This is a genomic window from Cupriavidus sp. AU9028, assembly GCF_019795295.1.
GTDB lineage: Bacteria > Pseudomonadota > Gammaproteobacteria > Burkholderiales > Burkholderiaceae > Cupriavidus.
Window position 1 is genome coordinate 59,037 of the sequence record NZ_JAIMCG010000020.1, and the last position, 18,883, is coordinate 77,919.

Consider the following 18,883-nt stretch of genomic DNA (forward strand, 5'->3'; position numbering starts at 1 on the left):
CGATGCGCCGCCGGCTGCGATCGCAGCCGGTGCGGCCTCAGCGCGCATTATGACCCACGCAGCAGCCGGGGCGGCACGTCACGCTGCCTCGTCGGGACTGCCACTGCCGAATGCATCGGGCAGCCACTGCAGTCCGCCCGGGCCGATCGCCACCACATCGAGACGGCATCGCGGCGGACGGTCCAGCGTGGCCAGGTAATGATTCGCTGCCTGCAGAATACGCTGGCGCTTGCTCGCCGTGATGCTCGCTGCGGCGCCGCCGAAACGGTCGCTGGAGCGCGCCCGCACCTCGACGAACACCAGCGTGCCGTCTGGCGCGCGCATGACCAGATCCAGTTCGCCGCCTTTGCAGCGATAATTGCGCACCACCAGCGCCAGGCCCTGCCGTTGCAGATAAGCGAGCGCGCGGTTCTCCGCCTGCTCGCCGCGAGCACGCGCGGCCGCATGGGTCGTCGTTTTGAAAGGTCGCATCAACGGAAGTTCTCACCCATGACTGACTGGATTTCGCTGGCAGCCGGCCAGTCTTACCCAACCGGTACGCTCTACGTCGTCGCCACGCCGATCGGCAACGTGGCGGACCTGACGCTGCGCGCGTTGCACGTGCTGGGCATGGCCGACGCGGTTGCGTGCGAGGACACCCGGAACACCGGCCAGCTGCTGTCCCGGCTCGGCCTGCACCGGCCGCTGCTCGCGGTGCATGAACACAATGAACGCGAAGCGGCGCAGCGCGTCGTCGCCAGACTGGCGGCCGGCGAACGCATCGCCTACGTGTCGGACGCGGGGACGCCGGGGATTTCCGATCCGGGCGCGGCGCTCGTGGAGGCGGCGCGGGCAGCCGGTCATCGTGTGGTGCCGCTGCCGGGACCGAGCGCCGTGGTGACGGCACTGTCGGTGGCGGGCGAGATGCTGCAGACCGGCGACGGCCGCTTTACCTTCGCCGGCTTCTTGCCCACGCGCGCGAAGGCCCGCACCGAAGCGATCGTTGCGCTGGCGGGGTTGGACCACGCATGGGTTCTCTATGAGGCCCCGCACCGCATCGCGGATACGATCGGCGCGTTGGCGGCCCAGTTGCCCGCACAGCGCCGGATACTGATCGGACGCGAGCTGACCAAGCTGTTCGAAGAGGCAATCACCATGACGGTGGGCGAGGCGCCGGCCTGGCTCGCGGCGGACGCGGCGCACAGCAAAGGCGAGTTCGTGCTCGTGGTGGAGGGCGCGGCCAGCGATCGGGGAAACGGCGAGGCGTCGCTCGCGCCGGAGGCGATCCGAGTACTGGAGTTGCTGCTGGCGGAATTGCCTGCCAAGCGGGCGGCGAAGCTGGCCGCCGCGATTACTGGCGGGGACACCGGGGCGCTGTATGCGCTCGCCCTGGAGCGGCGCGCGGCGGACTGAGGCGGAAGGCACTGGCCGTCGGCAGTGGCCCCTGGCCAGAAAGAGCGCCGATCGAAGCGGCACAGGACAGGACGCCACCCGCATCGGAAACGATCCCTGGTGGCGCAGCCGGACTCAATTGACGGCGCGCTTTGCCGAAGTCTTGCGGGTCTTTCGTGCGACCCGCTTGCTCTTGCCTTCACTGGCCCGCGCGTCGGCGCCAGTGGCGGCATCGCTGCTGCCGTCGCCGCCGCCGTCGGTCAGATCGTCGGCAACGCCGGGCTCACGCATCGGCCCCAGCGCGGCCAGCTCCGTGCGGGACAGGCGCCGGATCTCGACCTTGGTCGATCCGCGTTGCACGAAACCGAGATGCTTGGCGGCGCGATACGAGACGTCGAGCACCCGGTTGCCATGGTACGGACCGCGGTCGTTGATTCGCAGTACCGCGACCTTGTCGTTGCGCAAATTGCGCACCAACACCCAGCTGTCGAGCGGCAGGGTCGGGTGAGCGGCGGTCATCGCGCCCATGTCGAAGCGCTCGCCGTTGGCGGTCTTGCGGCCGTGGAACTGCTTGCCGTACCAGGAGGCCTCGCCGCGCTGCTCGAAGGTACCGATATCGGCACGCAGACCTTCCAGGGAGTTGCGGCGGGTAGCGGGTGCGTCTTGATCGTCCTCGAGTCCGAACAGGCTCCAGGAACCGCTGACGCGCGGCGTATCGGTGGAATCCCCGCTGTGCGGGGCGTTGGCCGCCGCATCGAGGGAGGGAGGGTTCTGGCGCGAGCTTTGCTTGCCTTTGGTTGCCGGCATCGATTGCGCAACAGGGCTTGCAGCGGAATCGGTCGGCGCGCCGCTATCGTCAGTCGGCGTTAGCGCACAGGCTGCCAGCACCAGCGCACTGGCGGCTTGCAGCCCGAGTCTGGCCGCTCGCCGCGCCAGCGGGAGGGTTTGTGTTTGCCATCGCATCGCGCGAGTTTACACTGCGATGCCGAGCGATTTTGTGCCTTCCCGAAGCCATTTTGTTACGAAATGTCTGCAATCCGCTGCCAATTCCCGGCAATCCCTTTCTATACAAGGGCTGGCGGCGATTGAGGGAAATTTGCCTCGGTCCCGTATTCATGTCGGATCCCGCACATTGGCGGGCCGCAACGTTGTCCCTATGCGACGGTCCCCGGCGGCCTCGTTACAATGTCTCGACATGTCGCGCGACCCGCGAGCCCCCGATCGAGCACATTTCGCCACCATGCAAGTCCTGCTGATTCCCGTCACGCCTTTCCAACAGAACTGCTCGCTACTGATCGATGAAGCGACCGGCCGCGCAGCGGTATGCGACCCCGGCGGCGACCTGGACCGCATCGAGGCCCAGTTGAAGAAGCAGGATGTCACGCTGGAGAAAATTCTCCTCACGCACGGTCATCTCGATCACTGCGCCGGGGCCGCCGAGCTGGCCCGCCGGCACGGTGTGCCGATCGAGGGGCCGCACGTCGAAGAACGCTTCTGGCTGGACCAGCTGGCCGAGCAGACGCAGCGCTTCGGCTTCGGCCACGCGACGCCGTTCGAGCCGGACCGCTGGCTGGACGACGGCGATACGGTCCGGTTCGGCAACGAAACGCTCGAAGTGCGCCATTGCCCGGGGCACACGCCCGGGCACGTCATCTTCTTCTCGCCATCGGCACGCCTCGCGCTGGTCGGCGATGTGCTCTTCGCCGGCTCGATCGGGCGCACCGACTTTCCGCGTGGCGACCACGCGGCACTGTTGCGCTCGATTCGTACCCGGCTCTGGCCGCTGGGGGACGATGTGACGTTCGTGCCGGGACACGGGCCCGTTTCCACCTTCGGACAGGAACGGCGAACCAATCCGTTCGTCGGCGACCATATCGAAAGCCCCGCCTGATCGTCCGCCGGGGCGCCTACGAGGAGACCGGATGCCAAAGCAACAAGCGCCAGATACCCGCCCCGAAATCTACGTCAGCACCGACGTGGAAGCGGATGGGCCGATTCCCGGTCCGCATTCGATGCTGTCGTTCGCCTCCGTCGCGATGCTGCCGGACAAGACCGTGCTGGGCACCTTCTCGGCCAATCTCGAAACCCTTCCGGGCGCGGTCGGCCATCCGGTGCAGATGAAATGGTGGCGTACCGAACCCGAGGCCTGGGAAGCGTGCCGGCGCGACCTGCAGCGGCCGGAAGACGCGATGGTCCGCTATGTCGAATGGGTGGAAGCGCTGCCAGGCAAACCCGTTTTCGTCGCCTTTCCCGCCGGCTTCGATTTCACCTGGATGTTCTGGTACATGATGCGCTTCGCCGGCCGCTCGCCCTTCGGCTGGGCGGCGCTGGACATGAAGACGCTGGGGTTCTCGCTGACCGGGTTGCGCTATCGACGCACCGTGAAGGCCGCGTTCCCCGATGCCTGGAAGGACCCGCTTCCCCATACCCACGTCGCGCTCGACGACGCGATGGAACAGGGTGCGCTGTTCTGCAACATGCTTGCTGCACTGCGTGAAAGGGAAGCGCTGTTGAAGCGGGCCGCAGTGCCCGCGGTAGACCGCGACATGGCCGGCGACGAGCAGGACACCGGCAATGGCGGACCCCGGGACAAACCCTAGCGGCGTGCTTTTCCCCTTGCGGCCGGGTTGCGCAGCCGTCGCGTCGCCTATAGTCAAGGCACTGGCATGCATCCCACACCGGGGCGAGAGCCGGCGCGGGATCCCGACGAACATGCCGGGTCTCTGGAGGAGGTGTCGATGATGCGAATGGATTCCGACCTGCGCCATCTCGCCGGCCGGCTGCACCGCAGTAGTGGCGTGGACGCGCATCCGATGCGCCTGGACACGCCGGCAGCCCACTCCGGCGACGAGGACGCCGAGATTGCAAAGGCCACGCTCTATGCAAGTACCGGTACGCTCGTCTTGCTGCTGATCGTGCTGGCTGTCATCGCTTTCGGCCAGGAGGCCATGCACTGGCTGGGTGTCCGCTAGGACGACCCGCCTGAAGCAACTTCGCCTCCCTGCCGGCCGGCCTCCTTCGGGAGGCCGGTGTCATTTCCACGGTACGCCGGGCCGTGCGCCGCTGCGACGCGGCGCTCAGTCGAAGAGCGCAGCGACGTTTTCCGGGGGACGGCCGATTGCCGCTCGTTGCTTGCGCACAACGATGGGCCGCTGCAGCAGAATGGGGTGATCGGCCACCGCGGCGAGCAATTCGGCGTCCGTCAGGCCGGCATCGTCGAGGCCCAGTTCGCTGTAAATCGCCTCGTTGCTGCGCACCATTTCCCTGACCGGCAAGCCGAGCAACGCATGCAGCTGACGCAGCACCGATACCGCCGGCGGCGTCTTCAGATACTCCACGATCTCCACGGGTTCGCCCAGCTGCTGCGCCGCCGCTTCGACCAGCGCGAGTGTCTCCCGGGATTTCGAGCAGCGAGGATTGTGATAGATCGTGATCATGGTACTGTGGCTCCGGTACACGGCAAGGCGTTGTCGAGGACGCACTATACAAGCTGCGGGTCGCCCTCGCCGGGATGCCGGCCGTGTGCAGGGGCTTTCCCGCCGTCCTCCGTTCCCTCCCCGTTCCCAGCCCTGATCCGCTGACGACTCGCATCATGCCAGGTACGCTCCGCACCGACACCGACACCGACACTGCGCGACCCACCGTACGGGATGCGCGCGACGACGATATGCCGGCGATTCACGCCATCTACGCCCACCACGTCGTGCACGGGCGCGCCTCGCTGGAGGAGACGCCGCCGACGCTGGACGAGATGCGGGCGCGGCGCGCGGCGGTGCTGGACAAGGGCTTGCCGTACCTGGTGGCGGAACTGCAGCAGGACGGCCGCCCGATGCTCTGCGGCTATGCCTATGCGACGACATACCGGCCGCGCAGCGCCTATCGGTACACGGTCGAGAATTCGATCTACCTGGACGACCGCATGCGCGGGCGCGGCGTCGGCGCGATCCTGCTCGAAGCGCTGCTCGCGCGCTGCGAAGCCGGGCCGTGGCGCCAGATGATTGCGGTGATCGCCTGCCCCGCTGGCGATGAAGGCGAAGCCTCGATGGCGCTGCACCGGCGCATGGGATTTCGCCATGCGGCCCGTCTCGAAGCGGTGGGGTACAAGCACGGCCAGTGGATCGACACCGTGCTGATGCAACGGGCGCTCGGCGCAGGGGCGGACACCCAGCCCCAGGCCTGACCGCCCCAGGTCCTCAGTTCACTTCAGCAGATCGGCCAACGCCAGCGCGACTACCTTGGTCGCGCGGTTCAGGTCGTCCAGTCGCAGATTCTCGTCGGAGTTGTGTCCGCGCGCCTCCATCAGCGTGCGGGGGCCGGCGCCGTACAGCACCGTCGGCACGCCATGGCTGGTGTAATGCCTGGCATCCGTATAGAGCGGCACCCCGTGTACCGGGATGTCGGTGCCGAACACCTCGCCGGCATGCGCGCGCAGCGCACCGATCAGCCGCTCGACGCCGGGCAGCTCGGACAGCGGCTCGGCCAGGATCACGCGCTCGACGCTGACCTGGATGCCGGGGCGCTGCGCGGCCGCCTGCTCCACCACCGAACGGATCTCGCCTTCGGCATCGAAGCCCAGTTCCTCGGGAATCATGCGGCGGTCGATGCGGAACGTCACCAGATCGGGCACCACGTTGGTGTTGATGCCGCCCTTGATCAGACCGACGTTCAGCGTGGCGCAGTCGATGCCCGGCACCTTCGACTTGCGCGTGGCCAGTTGCGCGCGCAGTCCGTAGACCGCCTGCAGGATATGCGTGGCGGCCTCGATGGCGTCGATGCCGGTATGCGGCATGGCGGCGTGGCCCTGCTTGCCGCGCACGGTGACCTCGACGTGTAGGCAGCCGTTGTGCGCCGACGTGATGCCGTAGGAAAAGCCGGCGGAGATGGCGAAATCCGGCTTGCTCAATCCCTGGTCGAGCAGATACTTCGGGCCGATGTCGCCGCCGGTTTCTTCGTCATAGGTGAAGTGCAGCTCGACGGTGCCGTTGAATTGGGCACCCTGCTGCTGCGCCTGCATCAGCGCCAGCAGTGCATAGGTATAGGTCGCGAAGTCGGACTTGGACACCGCCACGCCGCGGCCGACCATGGACGGGCCGTGCTCGGTGTCGATGACCTCGGCACCGTAGGGATCGTGGGTCCAGCCCAGTCCCGGCGGGACCACATCGCCGTGCGCGTTCAGCGCGATGGTGGGGCCGCCCGTGCCGAAGGTCTTGCGCACGATCAGGTTGGTCGCGCTGATCATGCCGGACGCCCGCACCATCTCCTCGGGCACCTTGTGCGCCTCCACGGTGAAGCCCAGGCCTTCCAGCAACTGGCGTGCGCGCGCGCCGTGCGCATCGCAATTGCCCGGGGGGTTGTCGGAGGGCACCTTGACCAGCTCCGCGAGAAACGCTTCCTGCGCCGGCCGGTGCGCATCGATGAATTCGGTCAGGGCCTGTCGTGCCTGTTGCATGGGACCTCGGTAGTGAAGTGCGGTGTTGAAAGGGGCGACGCGTCCGCCGCTGCCTGCCGCCGGACTGGAGCGAAACCGGTCAGCGTGGCGACGCCTGCGGGTGAAAGTGCTCGACGAAGTCGCGGAACACGCGGGCGGCGATGTCCGCATCCTGTGCCGTCATGGTTTCGGTCGGGTGGTGGCTGATGCCGCCGTTGCCACAGCGCACGAACAGCATTGCCACGTCGGCGATCGCCGCAATCGCCATGGCGTCATGGCCCGCGCCCGAGGGCAGCTGTCGCACCGGCAGGCCTTGACGCGCGATCGCCTGCGCCCATTGCTCGCGCAGCCAGCCAGCGCACGGCACGCTGGCGGCCTCATGGGTGCGGCGCACCTCGGGCCGGATGCCACGGCGCGCGCAGACGCGCTCGATCTCGGCGAGCACGTCCTGTACCGCGGCCTGACGCAGCGCGTCTTCACCGGCACGGATATCGATCGAGAAGATGGCGCGGCCCGGCACCACGTTGGTCGCGCCGTTGGGCACCTGCAACTGCCCGACCGTGCCGACCAGCCCCGGCGTGCCGCTGCAGCGGCGCTCGATGTAGAGGCCGATCTCGGCAGCGGCCATGGCGGCGTCGCGGCGCATCTCCATCGGCACGGTACCGGCATGGCCCGCCAGGCCCTCCAGCTCGACCAGGAAGCGGCTCGCGCCCGAAATGGCGGTGACCACGCCGACGGGGAGCCCTTCGTTCAGCAGCACGGGGCCCTGTTCGATATGCACTTCGACGAAGGCCAGCATCTGCTGCGGCGGGCAGGCGGCGGCCGGGAGGGCCTGGGGATCGAAGCCCGCCAGCCGGATCGCCTCGCGCATCGTGACGCCGGATTCGTCCACGTTGTCGAGCACCGCGTAGTCGAAGGTGCCGGCGATTGCGCGGCTGCCAAGCAGGGTCGCCTTGAAGCGCACGCCCTCCTCCTCCGCGAAGGCGACGACTTCCAGGGCAAAGGGAAAGCGCCGGCCCTGCCGATGCCACTGCGCAATGCAGGCGATCGGCAGCAGTACGCCCAGGTTGCCGTCGTAGCGGCCGGCGTCGCGCACGGTGTCGAAGTGGGATCCGGTCATCAGGGCCGGCGCGCCCGGACGCTCGGCCTCATAGCGGCCGATCACGTTGCCCGCGGCGTCGCGCCGCACCGTCATGCCGGCCTGCTCCATCCAGTCGCGGATGCGCGCGGCCGCGCCGTGGTGCGCGGGGGTCAGGTAGGTCCGCGTCAGCATCCCCGGCTGCTCGGTGTGGCTGGCCAGCTCGTCGGCCCACTGCAGGATCTGGCTGCCGATGGGGTTGGGAAGGTCCAGCTCGGAGGGGACGGGGGCGGCCATGCGAATCTCCACGGTTGGTTTGCACCAGGGCAGGCGGCGCAAGGCGGGCGTCTCGCCCGGGCACGCTGGCCGCGTGCAGGCATGGTAGCAAATGAATCCAAAAATTGCATACAAAACTGCGTTGACCTATAGTGGCGTGGCGCGCCAGCCCAGGGCCGCGGATAGAATCACGGCCACTTCCTGCTCGCTGCCGGTGCCTGCGCACCCATGCGCCTTCTTCATGCCCGACCATATCGATCCCGCCATGACCGCCGAAGCGATTGCCGACGACCTCGTCGCGGCAATCGTGTCGCATCGCCTGCCGCCCGGTACGCGGCTGCGCGAAGAAGCGCTCGCGACGGTCTACCGGGTCAGCCGCACCAAGGTGCGGGCGGCGCTGCTGATGCTGTCCAAGGACAAGGTGATCCAGATCGTGCCGGACAAGGGCGCCTTCGTCGCACGCCCGAGCGCCGAGGAGGCGCGCGAGGTCTTCGCGGTACGGCGCATCCTGGAAGCGGCGGTCGCACGGGAATTCGTCGCGCGCGCCAACGCGGCGGACTTTCGGCGGATCGACCGGCATCTGGCCGCCGAGAAGAGCGCGCTGGCCGGCGGACAGGTCCAGGTGCGCACGCGCCTGTTGAGCGATTTCCACATCCTGCTGGCGGAAGTGGCCGGCAATCGGGTGCTCACCGAGATGCTGCGCGAGCTGTCGCTGCGCAGTGCCGTCATCACCATGCTGTACCAGTCGCAGCGCGACGCGGTCTGCTCGGCGGACGAGCACCGCCTGTTCATCGATGCGGCGCGAGCGGGAGACGCCGATCGCGCCGTGGCGCTGATGCTGGACCATCTGGGCCACGTGGAGCAGGCGCTGCAGTTCGAGCCGGAGGACGACGCACAGCCTCGGGACCTCGTCACGGCGCTGCTCGGCTGACCCGGCTAGCGGGGATCCCGGAACTGAGCGCGGCGGCGAGTCCGCCACCAGAGCGCATACACCGCGACATTGACGAGCACCACCAGGGCACCGAGCACCAGCTGGGTCTCGCGCGCCAGCGCCGCGGGATACAGCAGCGGCAGCAGATAGTGCTCGACAAACCCGCTCTCGTAGCCCGCCTCCCCTGCCGCTGCGCGCAAGCGGTTTTCCAGCGGCGTCAGCGGACAGATCCAGCCGGTCCACTCGACGGTCGCCCCCCATAGCGCCGCCGGTAGATGCAGCCATGCCATGGCCGGCCAGCGCCATACCAGCATGCCGCCGGCGACCACGAAGGCGACGAAGGCAAGATGCAGCACCACCACGGCGTCGGCAAACAGCGCGGCCATCGTCGGCAGCCTCCCTTGAGGATCGGAACCCGATGATTCCAGTCCCTGGCCCGGCGGGCAAGCGGGCTCAGGCGGCAATCGCGTCGGACAGCGCCCGACCTTTCGCGCCCGGTCCGATTGCTATACTCGGCTCTCCTCTCAGCCACTATGGAGCCGCCATGCGCCTGGACGATGAAGCCGAAAGCCAGCACGTAGAGGATCGGCGCGGCGCCGGCGGCTTCGGTCTGCGCACCGGCGGCGTGGGCATCGGCACCGTGATCGTTGCCCTGGCGGCCGCCTATTTTCTCGGCATCGATCCGATGCTGCTGCTGCAGGGCGCCGGCAGCCTGCAGGCGCCGCCGCAACAGGCGCAACAGCAGGCGGGCCCCGCGGCAACCGACGAGATGTCGGTCTTCGTGCGCAAGGTGCTGGGCAATACCGAGCGCACCTGGGACACCGTATTCCGTTCGCAACTCGGGCAGCAATACCAGCCGCCAACGCTGGTGATGTTCAGCGGCGCGACGCAGACCGCCTGCGGCACCGGCCAGGCGGCGATGGGTCCGTTCTACTGCCCGGCCGACCGGCGCGTCTATATCGACCTGTCCTTTTACGATGAACTGCGGCAACGCTTCGGCGCCGCGGGCGACTTTGCCCAGGCCTATGTGATCGCGCACGAGGTCGGCCATCACGTCCAGCATCTGCTCGGCGTCAGCGACCAGGTCGACGCCGCCCGCCGCCGCATAAGCGAGACGCAGGCCAACCAGCTGTCGGTGCGGCTGGAACTGCAGGCGGATTGCTTCGCCGGCGTATGGGCCGCTGTCGCGCAACAGGCCAACCAGCAACTACTGGAACCGGGCGATATCGAAGAGGGGCTGCGCGCCGCGGCTGCGATCGGCGACGACCGGCTGCAGCGGCAATCGCAAGGCCACGTGGTGCCCGAGGCGTTCACCCACGGCAGCAGCGAACAACGGGTGCGATGGCTGCGGCGCGGCTTCGAATCGGGCAACGTCGAGCGCTGCGATACGTTTGGGACGCGGCAGCTGTAGCCACCGCTCCGGAAGAAAAACGCCTGCCCGGCGCGAGAGAGAGGTTGGAGGAGAACAACCGGGCAGGCGGGAGAGAAGCGAGGATTCAGGCGCGGCCGCCCGGGGCCTCAGACACGGTACCCGTACAAGGAACCGTCGCCGCCGCGAGCATTGTCCAGCGCGCTCGCGGCCAGGTCGCCATGGGCGCCGTCCGTGAAGGGATTGAAGCCGCCCTTGCTGGCACCCTCCGAATACGGGTCGAAACGGCCCTGGCGCGCGCCTTCGCTGAACACGTCGAACTGACCCTTGCGGGCGCCTTCGCTGAAGACATCGAACCTGCCCTGGCGCGCGCCCTCGCTGAACACGTCGAACTGGCCGGTGCGCAACGCATCGGCATAGACATCGAACTTGCCCGCCTTGCCATTGGCGGCGGGCGCGGCGAGCGCGGCGCCGGAAGAGACGGCGATCAGGGTAGAAACGGCGGCCGCGAGCATGCGGCCGGCAATACGGCTGCTGGTCATTTTGGGACTCCTTCAACTGTGTGCTGTCGTTATCTGGACTACCTGTGTGCCAGACAGTCTTTGCTGCCCTGCGATCACGGGTTGAAGGTTAGTCCCTGACTGTCCGGTCAGAAATGGGGCTGCGACGAATGGTGCGTTGTGCGCCGTGAAACGACGGCGAGCGCGCGCGTAGCAGCAGCCGCCCTAGACCGTGAACTCGCCGTTGGCCTCGGGCTGCCAGGACAGCTCCTGGATCGTGACGGTCTGCGCACGCCCATCCGGCAACCGGTACGACACCGTGTCGTTGACGCGGGCACCGAGCAGCGCCTGCCCCACCGGCGAGAACACCGATACTCTCCCCGCTTCGAAATCGGCGGCGTCGGGGTAGACCAGCGTCCATTCACGCGGCGCGGGGTCGCCCTCGAGCGTGCAGCGCAGCCGCGAGTTCATGGTGACGACGTCCCGCGGCACCGCGCCCGGCTCGACGATGGCGGCGCGCTCGAGCAGCGCGTCAAGCTGCTCGGCAAGGTGCGGATTGCCCGTGCGGGCGGCGATCCGCTCGAGACGGGTAACGTCGAGCTCCGTCAGGTACAGGGTGGTTTGCTCCATGGATTGCGACATGGTGACTCCTCGTTCAGTGGCCGCGATATCGCTCCGGCCCGGAGCGATGGGCATGGCCTGATGTTGTGTCTCGCCACCGCCAGCCGTACGGCATGGCAAAGTGACATAGGCAGGCGGCGGAGATCCGTCGCCGGAATTCGTGTGCTGTGGCATTCGCCGCAAAACCGGCGGCTGGAGGCGAGGCCCGGTTCGGCAGGGCCCGGCGCGAGGGACGGCTAGGCTGGGAACCGGGCGGGATCAAGCGGGGCGCTGATCCGCAGAGGCTGGGTCGGCAACTGCGTGGAACGGGTCATGACAGCGGCCAGCGCGCGCGCGCCGGTCGGCCGCATGGAGCGGTCGGTCCGGTGGAAGACGGCGTGGCGGGCGATCTGCATGACAGGGTCGAATCGGCTTTGCTAATCGAAGCGGGTGGATTCCGCGGGCGCGGAGCGGCCCCGGACGTGGTCCGGAACCGAAGTACGGACGATGCTAGCACATTGCAGCGGCATCGGCGCCTGCCCCAACGGGCTCAGGCCGCCCCCGTCGCCGCCGGTCCCGGCTCCTGGGACAACGGGTGGCATTCGCAGGTGCCACCGCAGGCTGCCCGCTGCAGATTGTGCAGGATGCCGCAGTCCGCGGCGCTGTGTCCCTGCTCGCAGGAATGGCGCAGCGCCCGCAGGCGCTCCTCCAGTGCTTCCAGGGCGAGGCGCTGGGTGTGGATCTGTTCGATCTGGCGGTCGATCAGCGCATTGATACCGTCGCACGCCGCTCCGGGATCGCGCTCGAAATCCCGCAGCCGGCGCACGTCGGCCAGGCTCATGCCCAGCGAGCGGCAGTGGCGAACGAAGTTCAGCTGCACCAGATGGCCGCCGCTGTAACGGCGATAGCCGTTCTCCTCGCGCTGGGGCCGGTCCAGCAATCCTTCCCGTTCGTAGTAGCGGATCGTCTCCGTATCGCACCCGCTGCGGCGGGCAAGTTCACCGATTCTCATGGCCGATACCTTGTAGCAATTACGGGGTTTTCAAGGCCAGTGTAGCAAACCGGGCCGGGGCACCGGGCCGTTGTTTGCAGAGATGGCGCAGCCGAGGGGCGCACGCAAGCGCGCACGCAACGGCAACGGCGCATACGGTAGAATTCCTGCGACTCCGGGGTGTCGAACTGACTTCAGTCCAGCACCGACCGGTGCCTCGCAATATCGAACCCGTGCTATCCGCCGTCCCCCTCCTGGCGTCGCTGCGAACGCTCAAGCGTATGCTGCTGCCGATGCTGCTACTGCTGCTGTCCCTGCTGCCTCTGCACGGATGGGCGGGGCAAGCTGCGCCCGTCGCGTCCGCGCAGGCCCAGCCGGTGGTGGCGCTGCTGGAGGGGCTGGACCGGCATGCCGGCGCCTGCTCGGCGGCACAAGAGGCGGCGGCGCAAGAGGCGGCGGCCATGGAGGCGCTTGCCGGTCTGTCCCTGCCGGCGCAAGCCGACGGCAGCGGGCAGCCGCAGGCCGCCGGCGATCCGTCGTCCGGCTTCCCGAGCCCCGACCCCCTGCTCGGGGAAGGCGCCGATACGGCGCCCACTGGCGCCGACCTCGCCGAGCAATTGCTGCCCTCTCGCACGCTCGCCCTGGGCGCGCAGGCTGCGCGCGCCGCCGCACCGCCCTATGCCGGGGCCGCGCTTCCCGATCCGCTGCTGCCCCGCCTGCCGCGTCCCCCTCGCGTCTGACCGTCTCCGGTGGTGCCGCTCCGCGCGGCACCACATCCTGTTCGCACGCGCGGCTCACACGGCCGTGCGCGTACCGAGGCGCGTCCGCCTCTATTTTTCCTGTTCACCAACTCAACATGAAACGCATTCTGCTGTTCCTGGCGACCAACCTCGCCGTCATGATCGTCCTGAGCATCACCGCCAGCCTGCTCGGGGTGAACCGCTTCCTGACCGCCAATGGCCTGAACCTTGGCACGCTGCTCGCCTTCGCCGCGCTGATGGGCTTCGGTGGCGCCTTCATCTCGCTGCTGATGTCCAAGACCATCGCCAAGTGGTCCACCGGCGCGCAGGTCATCACCCATCCCAGCACCAGCACCGAGCTGTGGCTGATGCAGACCGTCGAGAAGCTGGCCCAGCGTGCCGGCCTGCCGATGCCCGAGGTCGCCATCTACGAAGGCGAACCCAACGCCTTCGCCACCGGCGCGACGAAGAACAGCTCGCTGGTGGCCGTCTCGACCGGCCTGCTGCAGAGCATGACGCACGAGGAAGTCGAGGCAGTGCTGGCGCACGAGATCGCGCACGTGGCCAACGGCGACATGGTGACCCTCACGCTGATCCAGGGGGTGGTCAACACCTTCGTGATCTTCCTCGCCCGCGTGGTCGGCTACTTCGTCGATTCCATGCTGCGCAAGAATGACGAGGAATCGAGCGGCCCGGGCATTGGCTACATGGCCACCGTCATCGTCTGCGAGATCGTCTTCGGCATCCTGGCCAGCATCATCGTCGCGGCCTTCTCGCGCTACCGCGAATACCGTGCCGACGCCGGCGCGTCGCAGCTGATGGGGTCGCCCTCGCCGATGGTCAACGCGCTGCGCCGCCTCGGTGGCCTGGAGAACGAGACGCTGCCGCAGAACATGCGCGCGATGGGCATTGCCGGCGGCCGCAGCTGCATGGCCCTGTTCGCCAGCCACCCGCCGATCGAGGACCGGATCGCGCGCCTGCAAGGCGCCCGCTGATTCCCGCCTGACCCGGGACCGCCCTGCCGAGGGCGGTCCCGCATGCCTGCCTGGCGCGAGCCTGGCCCGCGCCCGGGCGGCATGCTTCAGATCTCGACGCGGGAGCGCGCAGCCTTGACCTGGCTGCGCTGGCTCTTGCTTTCGAGCCGGCGCTGGCGCGATGCCAGTGTCCGACGTGTCGGCCGCCGCGCCTTGGGGGCCTGCGCCACGCTGGCGACCAGTTCGTGCAGACGGCGCACCGCTTCTTCCCGGTTCAATTCCAGGCTGCGATGCTGCTGCGCCTTGATCACCACCACGCCGTCGCGCGTGATGCGGTGGTCGTGCAGATTCAGCAGCCGCTCCTTGTGGTCTTCCTGCAGCGACGACGCGCGCACGTCGAAACGCAGATGGACGGCGTTCGACACCTTGTTGATGTTCTGGCCGCCGGCGCCCTGCGCCCGGATCGCGGTGATCTGGTACTCGTGATGCGGGATGGTGTCTGGCGGGAAAGTCATCGTGATCCTGGCAGTGGGAAAGCGTCCCTGCGCTGGTAAGGCAAGCGGTGCGCGTGTTGGGTTCCTGCTGAAACCGGCCTGTCATCGTGGGCGACTAGCCTGTGCCCGATGCGGGAGACGCTATCATGGCGCGCTTTGCATGCTACCCGGGACATTGCTTCCGTGCAGCATCAAGCACTGGGGCATGAATCCAGCCCCGCCGAATTCTTCAAGCAGGTTCAATGAGACAACAATTCAACGACGGGATCGGCCGCTCGGCCGTTCCCGCGGGGCCGCGTGCCGGCCACCTTCATGGCCATGGTTCCCGGATGGAAGCGCTGCGCGCGCTGGGCCTCGGCGGCATTCTCGTCATCAATGTCCGCTCCTTCGTCGAGCGGCGCGAACATATCGAGCGGCAGCTCGCCGCGCATGGGCTCGAATGCGAGTTCGTGCACGAGTTCGATGCGAACGACATCGACCCGCAGACCGACCAGCGCTACTTCGACGGCCCGGACCTGCTGCGCAACGTCAAGTCCTGCTCCCTCAAGCATCTGGTCGCGCTGCAGCGCGCCGCCACCCGCGGCTGGGATCGGGTCCTTGTGCTGGAGGACGACGCCGTGCTGCTGCCCGGATTCAGCGAGGGCCTGGAGCGCGCGCTGGCCGAGTCCCGCGCGTGGGAAGGGCCGCATGTGGTCTACCTCGGCAGCGGCGGCAATCAATACACCCCGCGCAGCCAGCGCCGGGACGGGCAGTCGCTGTATCCCAATACCAGGGGCCGGCTGACGGACTCGTATGTCATTGGCGCCGATGCGGCGGCGATGCGGCTGGCGTGGATGGAAGCGAACCGGATGGACCATCCCATCGACCACGCCTTCGACCGGATGGACCGCGAACTGGGCATCCAGATCCTGTGGTTCGAGGACCCGATCGTCGAGCAGGGCAGCAAGAACGGTCGCTTCGCGACGTCGCTGGAAGGCACGCGGCCACGCTGGCGCCAGCAATTTCACTTCGCCCTGAAGAAGGTGTGGCAGAAGCATCTGCGGCAACTGTGGCGTTGAGCGGGCGGTTGTCTCGGTGACGGCCGGGGGGCGCGCTGGTACCTTGTACAGCAGGCGTGCGCCTCCTCCATTCCGCTCGTTTGAGCTATCATGGATGCTCATATGAGTGGAGGTGCACCATGTCCCGGAGCGACACCGTGCCACGTCTGAACAAGATCGACGACGTCTACCGCTTGCTGGGAGATCCCGAGGTGCGCTACGTCGCGTTCTTTCTCGCTGACCGGGAGGAACGGATCGGGCTGGTCAAGCACGGCCTGCCGGCGAGCATCCTGGTCGCGCTATCCCGTGACATGGCCGTGTCACGAGACAGCTTGTACGGTTGGCTCGGCATCGCGCGCGCGACGGCCAATCGCAAGGTCAAGGCGGATGACCTGCTCAGCAAGGACGAAAGCGAGAGCGCGCTGGGGCTGGCCCGCCTGGTAGGGCTGGTCGAGCAGGTCGTTGCCGAATCCGGCGATCCGACCGGATTCGACGCCGCCACCTGGACCGCGTCGTGGCTGCAGACACCTCACCCTGCCCTTGGCGGCCGCAAGCCCGCGGATTACATGGATACTGCGGATGGCCGCGAACTGGTTGCGAGTCTGGTGCGCCAGATGCAGAGCGGAGCCTACGCTTGAGCGCCCCGGCATCGGAAGGGGTCACGCTATGGCGCATCGGTACCGATACGCCTTTATACGAAGCGCACGACATCGGTGGCAAAGGCGCGGAACTGACCGGCGGGCGCTGGAACAGGACGGGTACCCCCATGGTGTACGCGGCGTCCTCCCGCGCGCTCGCCTGCCTCGAAACGCTGGTCCACCTCGGCGGCTCCCTGCCGCTGAATCGCTACCTGGTCGGGTTTGTCGTCCCGACGGTCGCCTGGACCAGCGCCGTCCAACTGGACCCGGCCAACCACGTTGGATGGGACGCACTGCCCGCCGGCAAGACGTCGATCGACTGGGGCACGGCGTGGGCAGCGGGACAGTCGTCACTGCTGGCAAAGGTGCCCTCGGTGATCGTGCCTGAGGAATACAACGTGCTCATCAATCCCGCGCACCCGGACATCGGGACCGTTCAGGCGACCAAGATCCGCAAGTGGCATTACGACCCGCGCATGGGCAACAGGGCACCGTAACGTCGGAACGGGAAGGGAGATTGGCGCGCCCGGCTGGGATCGAACCAGCAACCCCTGCCTTCGGAGGGCAGTACTCTATCCATTGAGCTACGGGCGCACAGGATGCGGAAGCGAACGGGCGGATGCCCGGTACCGCATTGGTCGGCTGCGAGCGAACGCCGCTGCCGGAAAGTCGCAAAGCATACCACCGAATCGTGACGCAAGTCCATGCCTGGCGCCGAACCCCTCGCGCGGGGCAAAAAACGCCTCTTTCCTCTTCGCTCAGCCGACGATTTGCTGTCCATAGGTGGTATCCACAGGTTGGTGGACAAAGCGCACACGATGTTTGCGCCAGGTCACGAAACAGCCGCTTTTCGCGCCATTCTGCTGAATATTGAGACTATAATCGCCCGTTATTTGCCCAAAAACGGGGCTGCTTCCTGTCCACATGCGACGACGTCGGGCAGGTCGCCGGGGGCCGGCATGGTCTGGCGAAGTCGCCGCTCCCGCCGCTTTCCACACGGTTCCGTCCCTGGGCAACCTGATGGTCTGTCCGAGCCTGCGGCGAAGCATGGCCGCTGTTTCGATGGTCCCGAAGGCATGCCAGTCACGAGCTGCCAAGGGTTTCCTGCAAAATCGAGAGTTCAGCATGAGCGACGCCCACACCGAACACGAGTCTCCCATCAAGACCCCCAAGCAGCTGATTGCCGTGGTGATTGCCGCCTTCCTGGTGCCTGTCATCGTGATCATCCTGCTGGTCAGCTTCGTCGGACTCGGTGCACCGGAGGGCGCGGGCTCGACGATGTCCGCGGAGGCGACCAATGATCGCATCCGCCCGGTGGCTTCGCTGGAGCTGCGCGATGCGAACGCGCCGCGCGTATTCAAGACCGGCGAGCAGGTCTACAAGGACGTCTGCGCCGCGTGCCACGCCACCGGCGCGGCCGGCGCGCCCAAGTACAACACGCCCGGAGACTGGAGCGCCCGCCTTGGCCAGGGCTTCGATGGCCTGCTCAAGTCGGTGATCGAAGGCAAGGGCGCGATGCCGCCCCGCGCGGGCAGCAGTCCCGACGATGTGTCGGACTATGAACTGGCTCGCGCGATGGTGTATCTGGTCAACTCGTCGGGCGGCAAGCTGGAAGAGCCGGCCGCTCCCGCAGCGGCGCAGGCGCAAGGTGGTGCTGCCGGGCAGGACGCTTCGGCACCGCAGGCCGCTGCCGCCGCACCGGCCGAGGCAGCTGCGGCTGCGGGTGCCGCACCCGCTGCGCCTGCTGCACCCGCTGCTGCGGCCCCGGCTCCCGCGGCCCCTGCGGCGGCACCGGCACAAACCCAGGTTGCCGCAGCACCGGCTGGCGCGAGCGCGGAGGTTGGAAAGCGGGTCTACGATCAGGCTTGCGTGGTCTGCCATGGCACCGGCGTGGCCGGGGCGCCGAAGTTCGGTGACAAGGCTGCATGGGCGCCTCGCCTGCAGCAGGGCGCGGATGCACTGCACGCCTCGGCCCTGCGCGGCAAGGGTGCGATGCCTCCGAAGGGTGGCTATGCAGGGCCGGACGCGGATGTGATTGCGGCGTCCGACTATATGATGGGGGCGGCGAAGTAAGCGTCCTGGGTGCGATGGGTCCGGTTGTTGCGGCCCCCCGGAACAGGAAGGTCCGCAACTGGTGTTGCGGACCTTTTTTTCTTGGCGGGAAGGGCGATCCTGGCGGGTTGGGCGCTGTTGCCCTCTCCCCCGGCCCCTCTCCCGCAGGGCGGGAGAGGGGAGCCAACCCGTAGCCCTGGCCGCGCCGCCGGTATGCTCCCCTCGCCCGCTTGCGGGAGAGGGGAGCCAACCCGTAGCCCTGGCTCATCCGCCGCTATGCTCCCCTCGCCCGCTTGCGGGAGAGCAACCGTGTCAAGCGGGCGTGTTGTCCTGCCATGGCTGCCCGGATTTCATCATGGCGTTCAGCACGGTGAGCAGCTTGCGCATGCAGGCGGTGACGGCCA

23 protein-coding genes and 1 tRNA gene are annotated in these 18,883 nt (G+C 67.8%); 13 read left to right on the plus strand and 11 right to left on the minus strand.

All coding sequences use genetic code 11. The features are described 5' to 3' along the window. Positions 1-78: 78 nt before the first annotated feature. Positions 79-471, minus strand: coding sequence for a YraN family protein (locus tag K6V06_RS18660; protein ID WP_222245619.1), 393 nt, complete (start codon positions 469-471; stop codon positions 79-81). A gap of 18 nt (positions 472-489) precedes the next feature. On the opposite strand from K6V06_RS18660, the gene rsmI reads away from it, so the two are divergent. Then, positions 490-1,392, plus strand: coding sequence for a 16S rRNA (cytidine(1402)-2'-O)-methyltransferase (gene rsmI / locus K6V06_RS18665; protein ID WP_222245620.1), 903 nt, complete (start codon positions 490-492; stop codon positions 1,390-1,392). Positions 1,393-1,506: 114 nt separating this feature from the next. On the opposite strand, the gene K6V06_RS18670 is transcribed toward rsmI, so the two are convergent. Next, entirely contained in the window at positions 1,507-2,178 is a 672-nt protein-coding gene (locus K6V06_RS18670) for a septal ring lytic transglycosylase RlpA family protein (RefSeq protein ID WP_370637500.1), read from the minus strand. A gap of 433 nt (positions 2,179-2,611) precedes the next feature. Here K6V06_RS18670 and K6V06_RS18675 point away from each other — a divergent pair, with 433 nt between their 5' ends. The 3 genes from K6V06_RS18675 (at position 2,612) to K6V06_RS18685 (ending at position 4,343) form a co-directional block, all read left to right on the plus strand. Beyond that, entirely contained in the window at positions 2,612-3,262 is a 651-nt protein-coding gene (locus K6V06_RS18675; RefSeq protein ID WP_222245622.1) for an MBL fold metallo-hydrolase, read from the plus strand. A 31-nt stretch (positions 3,263-3,293) separates the two neighbouring features. Next, a complete protein-coding gene (locus tag K6V06_RS18680) occupies positions 3,294-3,971 on the plus strand; it encodes an exonuclease (RefSeq protein WP_222245623.1) in 678 nt (225 codons plus the stop codon). Positions 3,972-4,109: 138 nt separating this feature from the next. Further along, on the plus strand, positions 4,110-4,343 hold the full coding sequence (locus tag K6V06_RS18685) for a hypothetical protein (RefSeq protein WP_370637501.1): 234 nt from the start codon (positions 4,110-4,112) through the stop codon (positions 4,341-4,343). Between the two features lie 105 nt (positions 4,344-4,448). On the opposite strand, the gene arsC is transcribed toward K6V06_RS18685, so the two are convergent. Continuing rightward, the gene (gene arsC / locus K6V06_RS18690; RefSeq protein WP_222245624.1) at positions 4,449-4,808 is read right to left on the minus strand and encodes an arsenate reductase (glutaredoxin); all 360 of its coding nucleotides are present in this window, start codon (positions 4,806-4,808) and stop codon (positions 4,449-4,451) included. 155 nt (positions 4,809-4,963) lie between these two features. Between arsC and K6V06_RS18695 the strand changes: the two genes are divergently transcribed. After that, on the plus strand, positions 4,964-5,551 hold the full coding sequence (locus tag K6V06_RS18695; RefSeq protein WP_222245625.1) for a GNAT family N-acetyltransferase: 588 nt from the start codon (positions 4,964-4,966) through the stop codon (positions 5,549-5,551). An 18-nt stretch (positions 5,552-5,569) separates the two neighbouring features. Here the strand turns inward: K6V06_RS18695 and K6V06_RS18700 are convergent, their stop codons facing one another. Together K6V06_RS18700 and K6V06_RS18705 are read right to left on the minus strand one after the other, a co-directional pair. Then, positions 5,570-6,820: a M20/M25/M40 family metallo-hydrolase gene (locus K6V06_RS18700; protein ID WP_222245626.1), complete on the minus strand. Its 1,251-nt coding sequence runs from the start codon at positions 6,818-6,820 to the stop codon at positions 5,570-5,572. Positions 6,821-6,899: 79 nt separating this feature from the next. Further along, positions 6,900-8,174: an allantoate amidohydrolase gene (locus tag K6V06_RS18705; RefSeq protein WP_222245627.1), complete on the minus strand. Its 1,275-nt coding sequence runs from the start codon at positions 8,172-8,174 to the stop codon at positions 6,900-6,902. Between the two features lie 220 nt (positions 8,175-8,394). Between K6V06_RS18705 and K6V06_RS18710 the strand changes: the two genes are divergently transcribed. Further along, a complete protein-coding gene (locus tag K6V06_RS18710) occupies positions 8,395-9,084 on the plus strand; it encodes a GntR family transcriptional regulator (protein WP_222245628.1) in 690 nt (229 codons plus the stop codon). Between the two features lie 5 nt (positions 9,085-9,089). Here K6V06_RS18710 and K6V06_RS18715 read toward each other — a convergent pair whose 3' ends face one another. Then, on the minus strand, positions 9,090-9,470 hold the full coding sequence (locus K6V06_RS18715; RefSeq protein ID WP_222245629.1) for a DUF2784 domain-containing protein: 381 nt from the start codon (positions 9,468-9,470) through the stop codon (positions 9,090-9,092). A 158-nt stretch (positions 9,471-9,628) separates the two neighbouring features. On the opposite strand from K6V06_RS18715, the gene K6V06_RS18720 reads away from it, so the two are divergent. Continuing rightward, positions 9,629-10,495, plus strand: a complete 867-nt coding sequence (locus K6V06_RS18720; protein ID WP_222245630.1) for a neutral zinc metallopeptidase — start codon at positions 9,629-9,631, stop codon at positions 10,493-10,495. Positions 10,496-10,602: 107 nt separating this feature from the next. Here the strand turns inward: K6V06_RS18720 and K6V06_RS18725 are convergent, their stop codons facing one another. The 3 genes from K6V06_RS18725 to K6V06_RS18735 all read right to left on the minus strand — a co-directional run bounded on the left by K6V06_RS18725 (position 10,603) and on the right by K6V06_RS18735 (position 12,565). Continuing rightward, complete coding sequence (locus tag K6V06_RS18725; RefSeq protein WP_370637502.1) at positions 10,603-10,995, minus strand: hypothetical protein; 393 nt, start codon at positions 10,993-10,995, stop codon at positions 10,603-10,605. Between the two features lie 183 nt (positions 10,996-11,178). After that, the gene (gene rnk, locus K6V06_RS18730) at positions 11,179-11,583 is read right to left on the minus strand and encodes a nucleoside diphosphate kinase regulator (protein WP_370637504.1); all 405 of its coding nucleotides are present in this window, start codon (positions 11,581-11,583) and stop codon (positions 11,179-11,181) included. Positions 11,584-12,103: 520 nt separating this feature from the next. Next, entirely contained in the window at positions 12,104-12,565 is a 462-nt protein-coding gene (locus tag K6V06_RS18735; RefSeq protein WP_222245632.1) for a Cd(II)/Pb(II)-responsive transcriptional regulator, read from the minus strand. 272 nt (positions 12,566-12,837) lie between these two features. Between K6V06_RS18735 and K6V06_RS18740 the strand changes: the two genes are divergently transcribed. Next, entirely contained in the window at positions 12,838-13,284 is a 447-nt protein-coding gene (locus K6V06_RS18740; protein ID WP_255581954.1) for a hypothetical protein, read from the plus strand. A 116-nt stretch (positions 13,285-13,400) separates the two neighbouring features. Further along, positions 13,401-14,279, plus strand: coding sequence for a protease HtpX (gene htpX / locus K6V06_RS18745; RefSeq protein ID WP_222245633.1), 879 nt, complete (start codon positions 13,401-13,403; stop codon positions 14,277-14,279). An 86-nt stretch (positions 14,280-14,365) separates the two neighbouring features. Here htpX and arfB read toward each other — a convergent pair whose 3' ends face one another. Further along, on the minus strand, positions 14,366-14,773 hold the full coding sequence (gene arfB, locus K6V06_RS18750) for an alternative ribosome rescue aminoacyl-tRNA hydrolase ArfB (RefSeq protein WP_222245634.1): 408 nt from the start codon (positions 14,771-14,773) through the stop codon (positions 14,366-14,368). Positions 14,774-14,994: 221 nt separating this feature from the next. On the opposite strand from arfB, the gene K6V06_RS18755 reads away from it, so the two are divergent. The 3 genes from K6V06_RS18755 (at position 14,995) to K6V06_RS18765 (ending at position 16,924) form a co-directional block, all read left to right on the plus strand. After that, positions 14,995-15,810 (plus strand): glycosyltransferase family 25 protein, encoded by an 816-nt coding sequence (locus K6V06_RS18755; RefSeq protein WP_222245635.1) that lies wholly within the window; start codon positions 14,995-14,997, stop codon positions 15,808-15,810. A 119-nt stretch (positions 15,811-15,929) separates the two neighbouring features. Further along, positions 15,930-16,427: an antitoxin Xre/MbcA/ParS toxin-binding domain-containing protein gene (locus K6V06_RS18760; protein ID WP_222245636.1), complete on the plus strand. Its 498-nt coding sequence runs from the start codon at positions 15,930-15,932 to the stop codon at positions 16,425-16,427. Further along, the gene (locus K6V06_RS18765) at positions 16,424-16,924 is read left to right on the plus strand and encodes an RES family NAD+ phosphorylase (protein ID WP_222245637.1); all 501 of its coding nucleotides are present in this window, start codon (positions 16,424-16,426) and stop codon (positions 16,922-16,924) included. The genes K6V06_RS18760 and K6V06_RS18765 overlap by 4 nt, the downstream gene beginning before the upstream one ends. A gap of 21 nt (positions 16,925-16,945) precedes the next feature. Here K6V06_RS18765 and K6V06_RS18770 read toward each other — a convergent pair. Beyond that, positions 16,946-17,021 (minus strand) — tRNA-Arg (locus tag K6V06_RS18770). Between the two features lie 531 nt (positions 17,022-17,552). Between K6V06_RS18770 and K6V06_RS18775 the strand changes: the two genes are divergently transcribed. After that, the gene (locus K6V06_RS18775) at positions 17,553-18,500 is read left to right on the plus strand and encodes a cytochrome c5 family protein (RefSeq protein WP_222245638.1); all 948 of its coding nucleotides are present in this window, start codon (positions 17,553-17,555) and stop codon (positions 18,498-18,500) included. Positions 18,501-18,883: the final 383 nt, after the last annotated feature.

Bases quoted from the DNA above. Each gene is read 5' to 3' on its own strand.
- K6V06_RS18760 (WP_222245636.1), top strand. From the start codon at position 15,930: ATGTCCCGGAGCGACACCGTGCCACGTCTGAACAAGATCGACGACGTC.
- K6V06_RS18735 (WP_222245632.1), bottom strand. From the start codon at position 12,565: ATGAGAATCGGTGAACTTGCCCGCCGCAGCGGGTGCGATACGGAGACG.
- htpX (WP_222245633.1), top strand. From the start codon at position 13,401: ATGAAACGCATTCTGCTGTTCCTGGCGACCAACCTCGCCGTCATGATC.
- K6V06_RS18700 (WP_222245626.1), bottom strand. From the start codon at position 6,820: ATGCAACAGGCACGACAGGCCCTGACCGAATTCATCGATGCGCACCGG.
- arfB (WP_222245634.1), bottom strand. From the start codon at position 14,773: ATGACTTTCCCGCCAGACACCATCCCGCATCACGAGTACCAGATCACC.
- K6V06_RS18755 (WP_222245635.1), top strand. From the start codon at position 14,995: ATGAGACAACAATTCAACGACGGGATCGGCCGCTCGGCCGTTCCCGCG.
- K6V06_RS18705 (WP_222245627.1), bottom strand. From the start codon at position 8,174: ATGGCCGCCCCCGTCCCCTCCGAGCTGGACCTTCCCAACCCCATCGGC.
- rnk (WP_370637504.1), bottom strand. From the start codon at position 11,583: ATGGAGCAAACCACCCTGTACCTGACGGAGCTCGACGTTACCCGTCTC.
- arsC (WP_222245624.1), bottom strand. From the start codon at position 4,808: ATGATCACGATCTATCACAATCCTCGCTGCTCGAAATCCCGGGAGACA.
- K6V06_RS18720 (WP_222245630.1), top strand. From the start codon at position 9,629: ATGCGCCTGGACGATGAAGCCGAAAGCCAGCACGTAGAGGATCGGCGC.
- K6V06_RS18675 (WP_222245622.1), top strand. From the start codon at position 2,612: ATGCAAGTCCTGCTGATTCCCGTCACGCCTTTCCAACAGAACTGCTCG.
- K6V06_RS18710 (WP_222245628.1), top strand. From the start codon at position 8,395: ATGCCCGACCATATCGATCCCGCCATGACCGCCGAAGCGATTGCCGAC.
- K6V06_RS18715 (WP_222245629.1), bottom strand. From the start codon at position 9,470: ATGGCCGCGCTGTTTGCCGACGCCGTGGTGGTGCTGCATCTTGCCTTC.
- K6V06_RS18680 (WP_222245623.1), top strand. From the start codon at position 3,294: ATGCCAAAGCAACAAGCGCCAGATACCCGCCCCGAAATCTACGTCAGC.
- K6V06_RS18695 (WP_222245625.1), top strand. From the start codon at position 4,964: ATGCCAGGTACGCTCCGCACCGACACCGACACCGACACTGCGCGACCC.
- K6V06_RS18660 (WP_222245619.1), bottom strand. From the start codon at position 471: ATGCGACCTTTCAAAACGACGACCCATGCGGCCGCGCGTGCTCGCGGC.
- K6V06_RS18685 (WP_370637501.1), top strand. From the start codon at position 4,110: ATGATGCGAATGGATTCCGACCTGCGCCATCTCGCCGGCCGGCTGCAC.
- rsmI (WP_222245620.1), top strand. From the start codon at position 490: ATGACTGACTGGATTTCGCTGGCAGCCGGCCAGTCTTACCCAACCGGT.
- K6V06_RS18775 (WP_222245638.1), top strand. From the start codon at position 17,553: ATGAGCGACGCCCACACCGAACACGAGTCTCCCATCAAGACCCCCAAG.
- K6V06_RS18740 (WP_255581954.1), top strand. From the start codon at position 12,838: ATGCTGCTACTGCTGCTGTCCCTGCTGCCTCTGCACGGATGGGCGGGG.
- K6V06_RS18725 (WP_370637502.1), bottom strand. From the start codon at position 10,995: ATGACCAGCAGCCGTATTGCCGGCCGCATGCTCGCGGCCGCCGTTTCT.
- K6V06_RS18670 (WP_370637500.1), bottom strand. From the start codon at position 2,178: ATGCCGGCAACCAAAGGCAAGCAAAGCTCGCGCCAGAACCCTCCCTCC.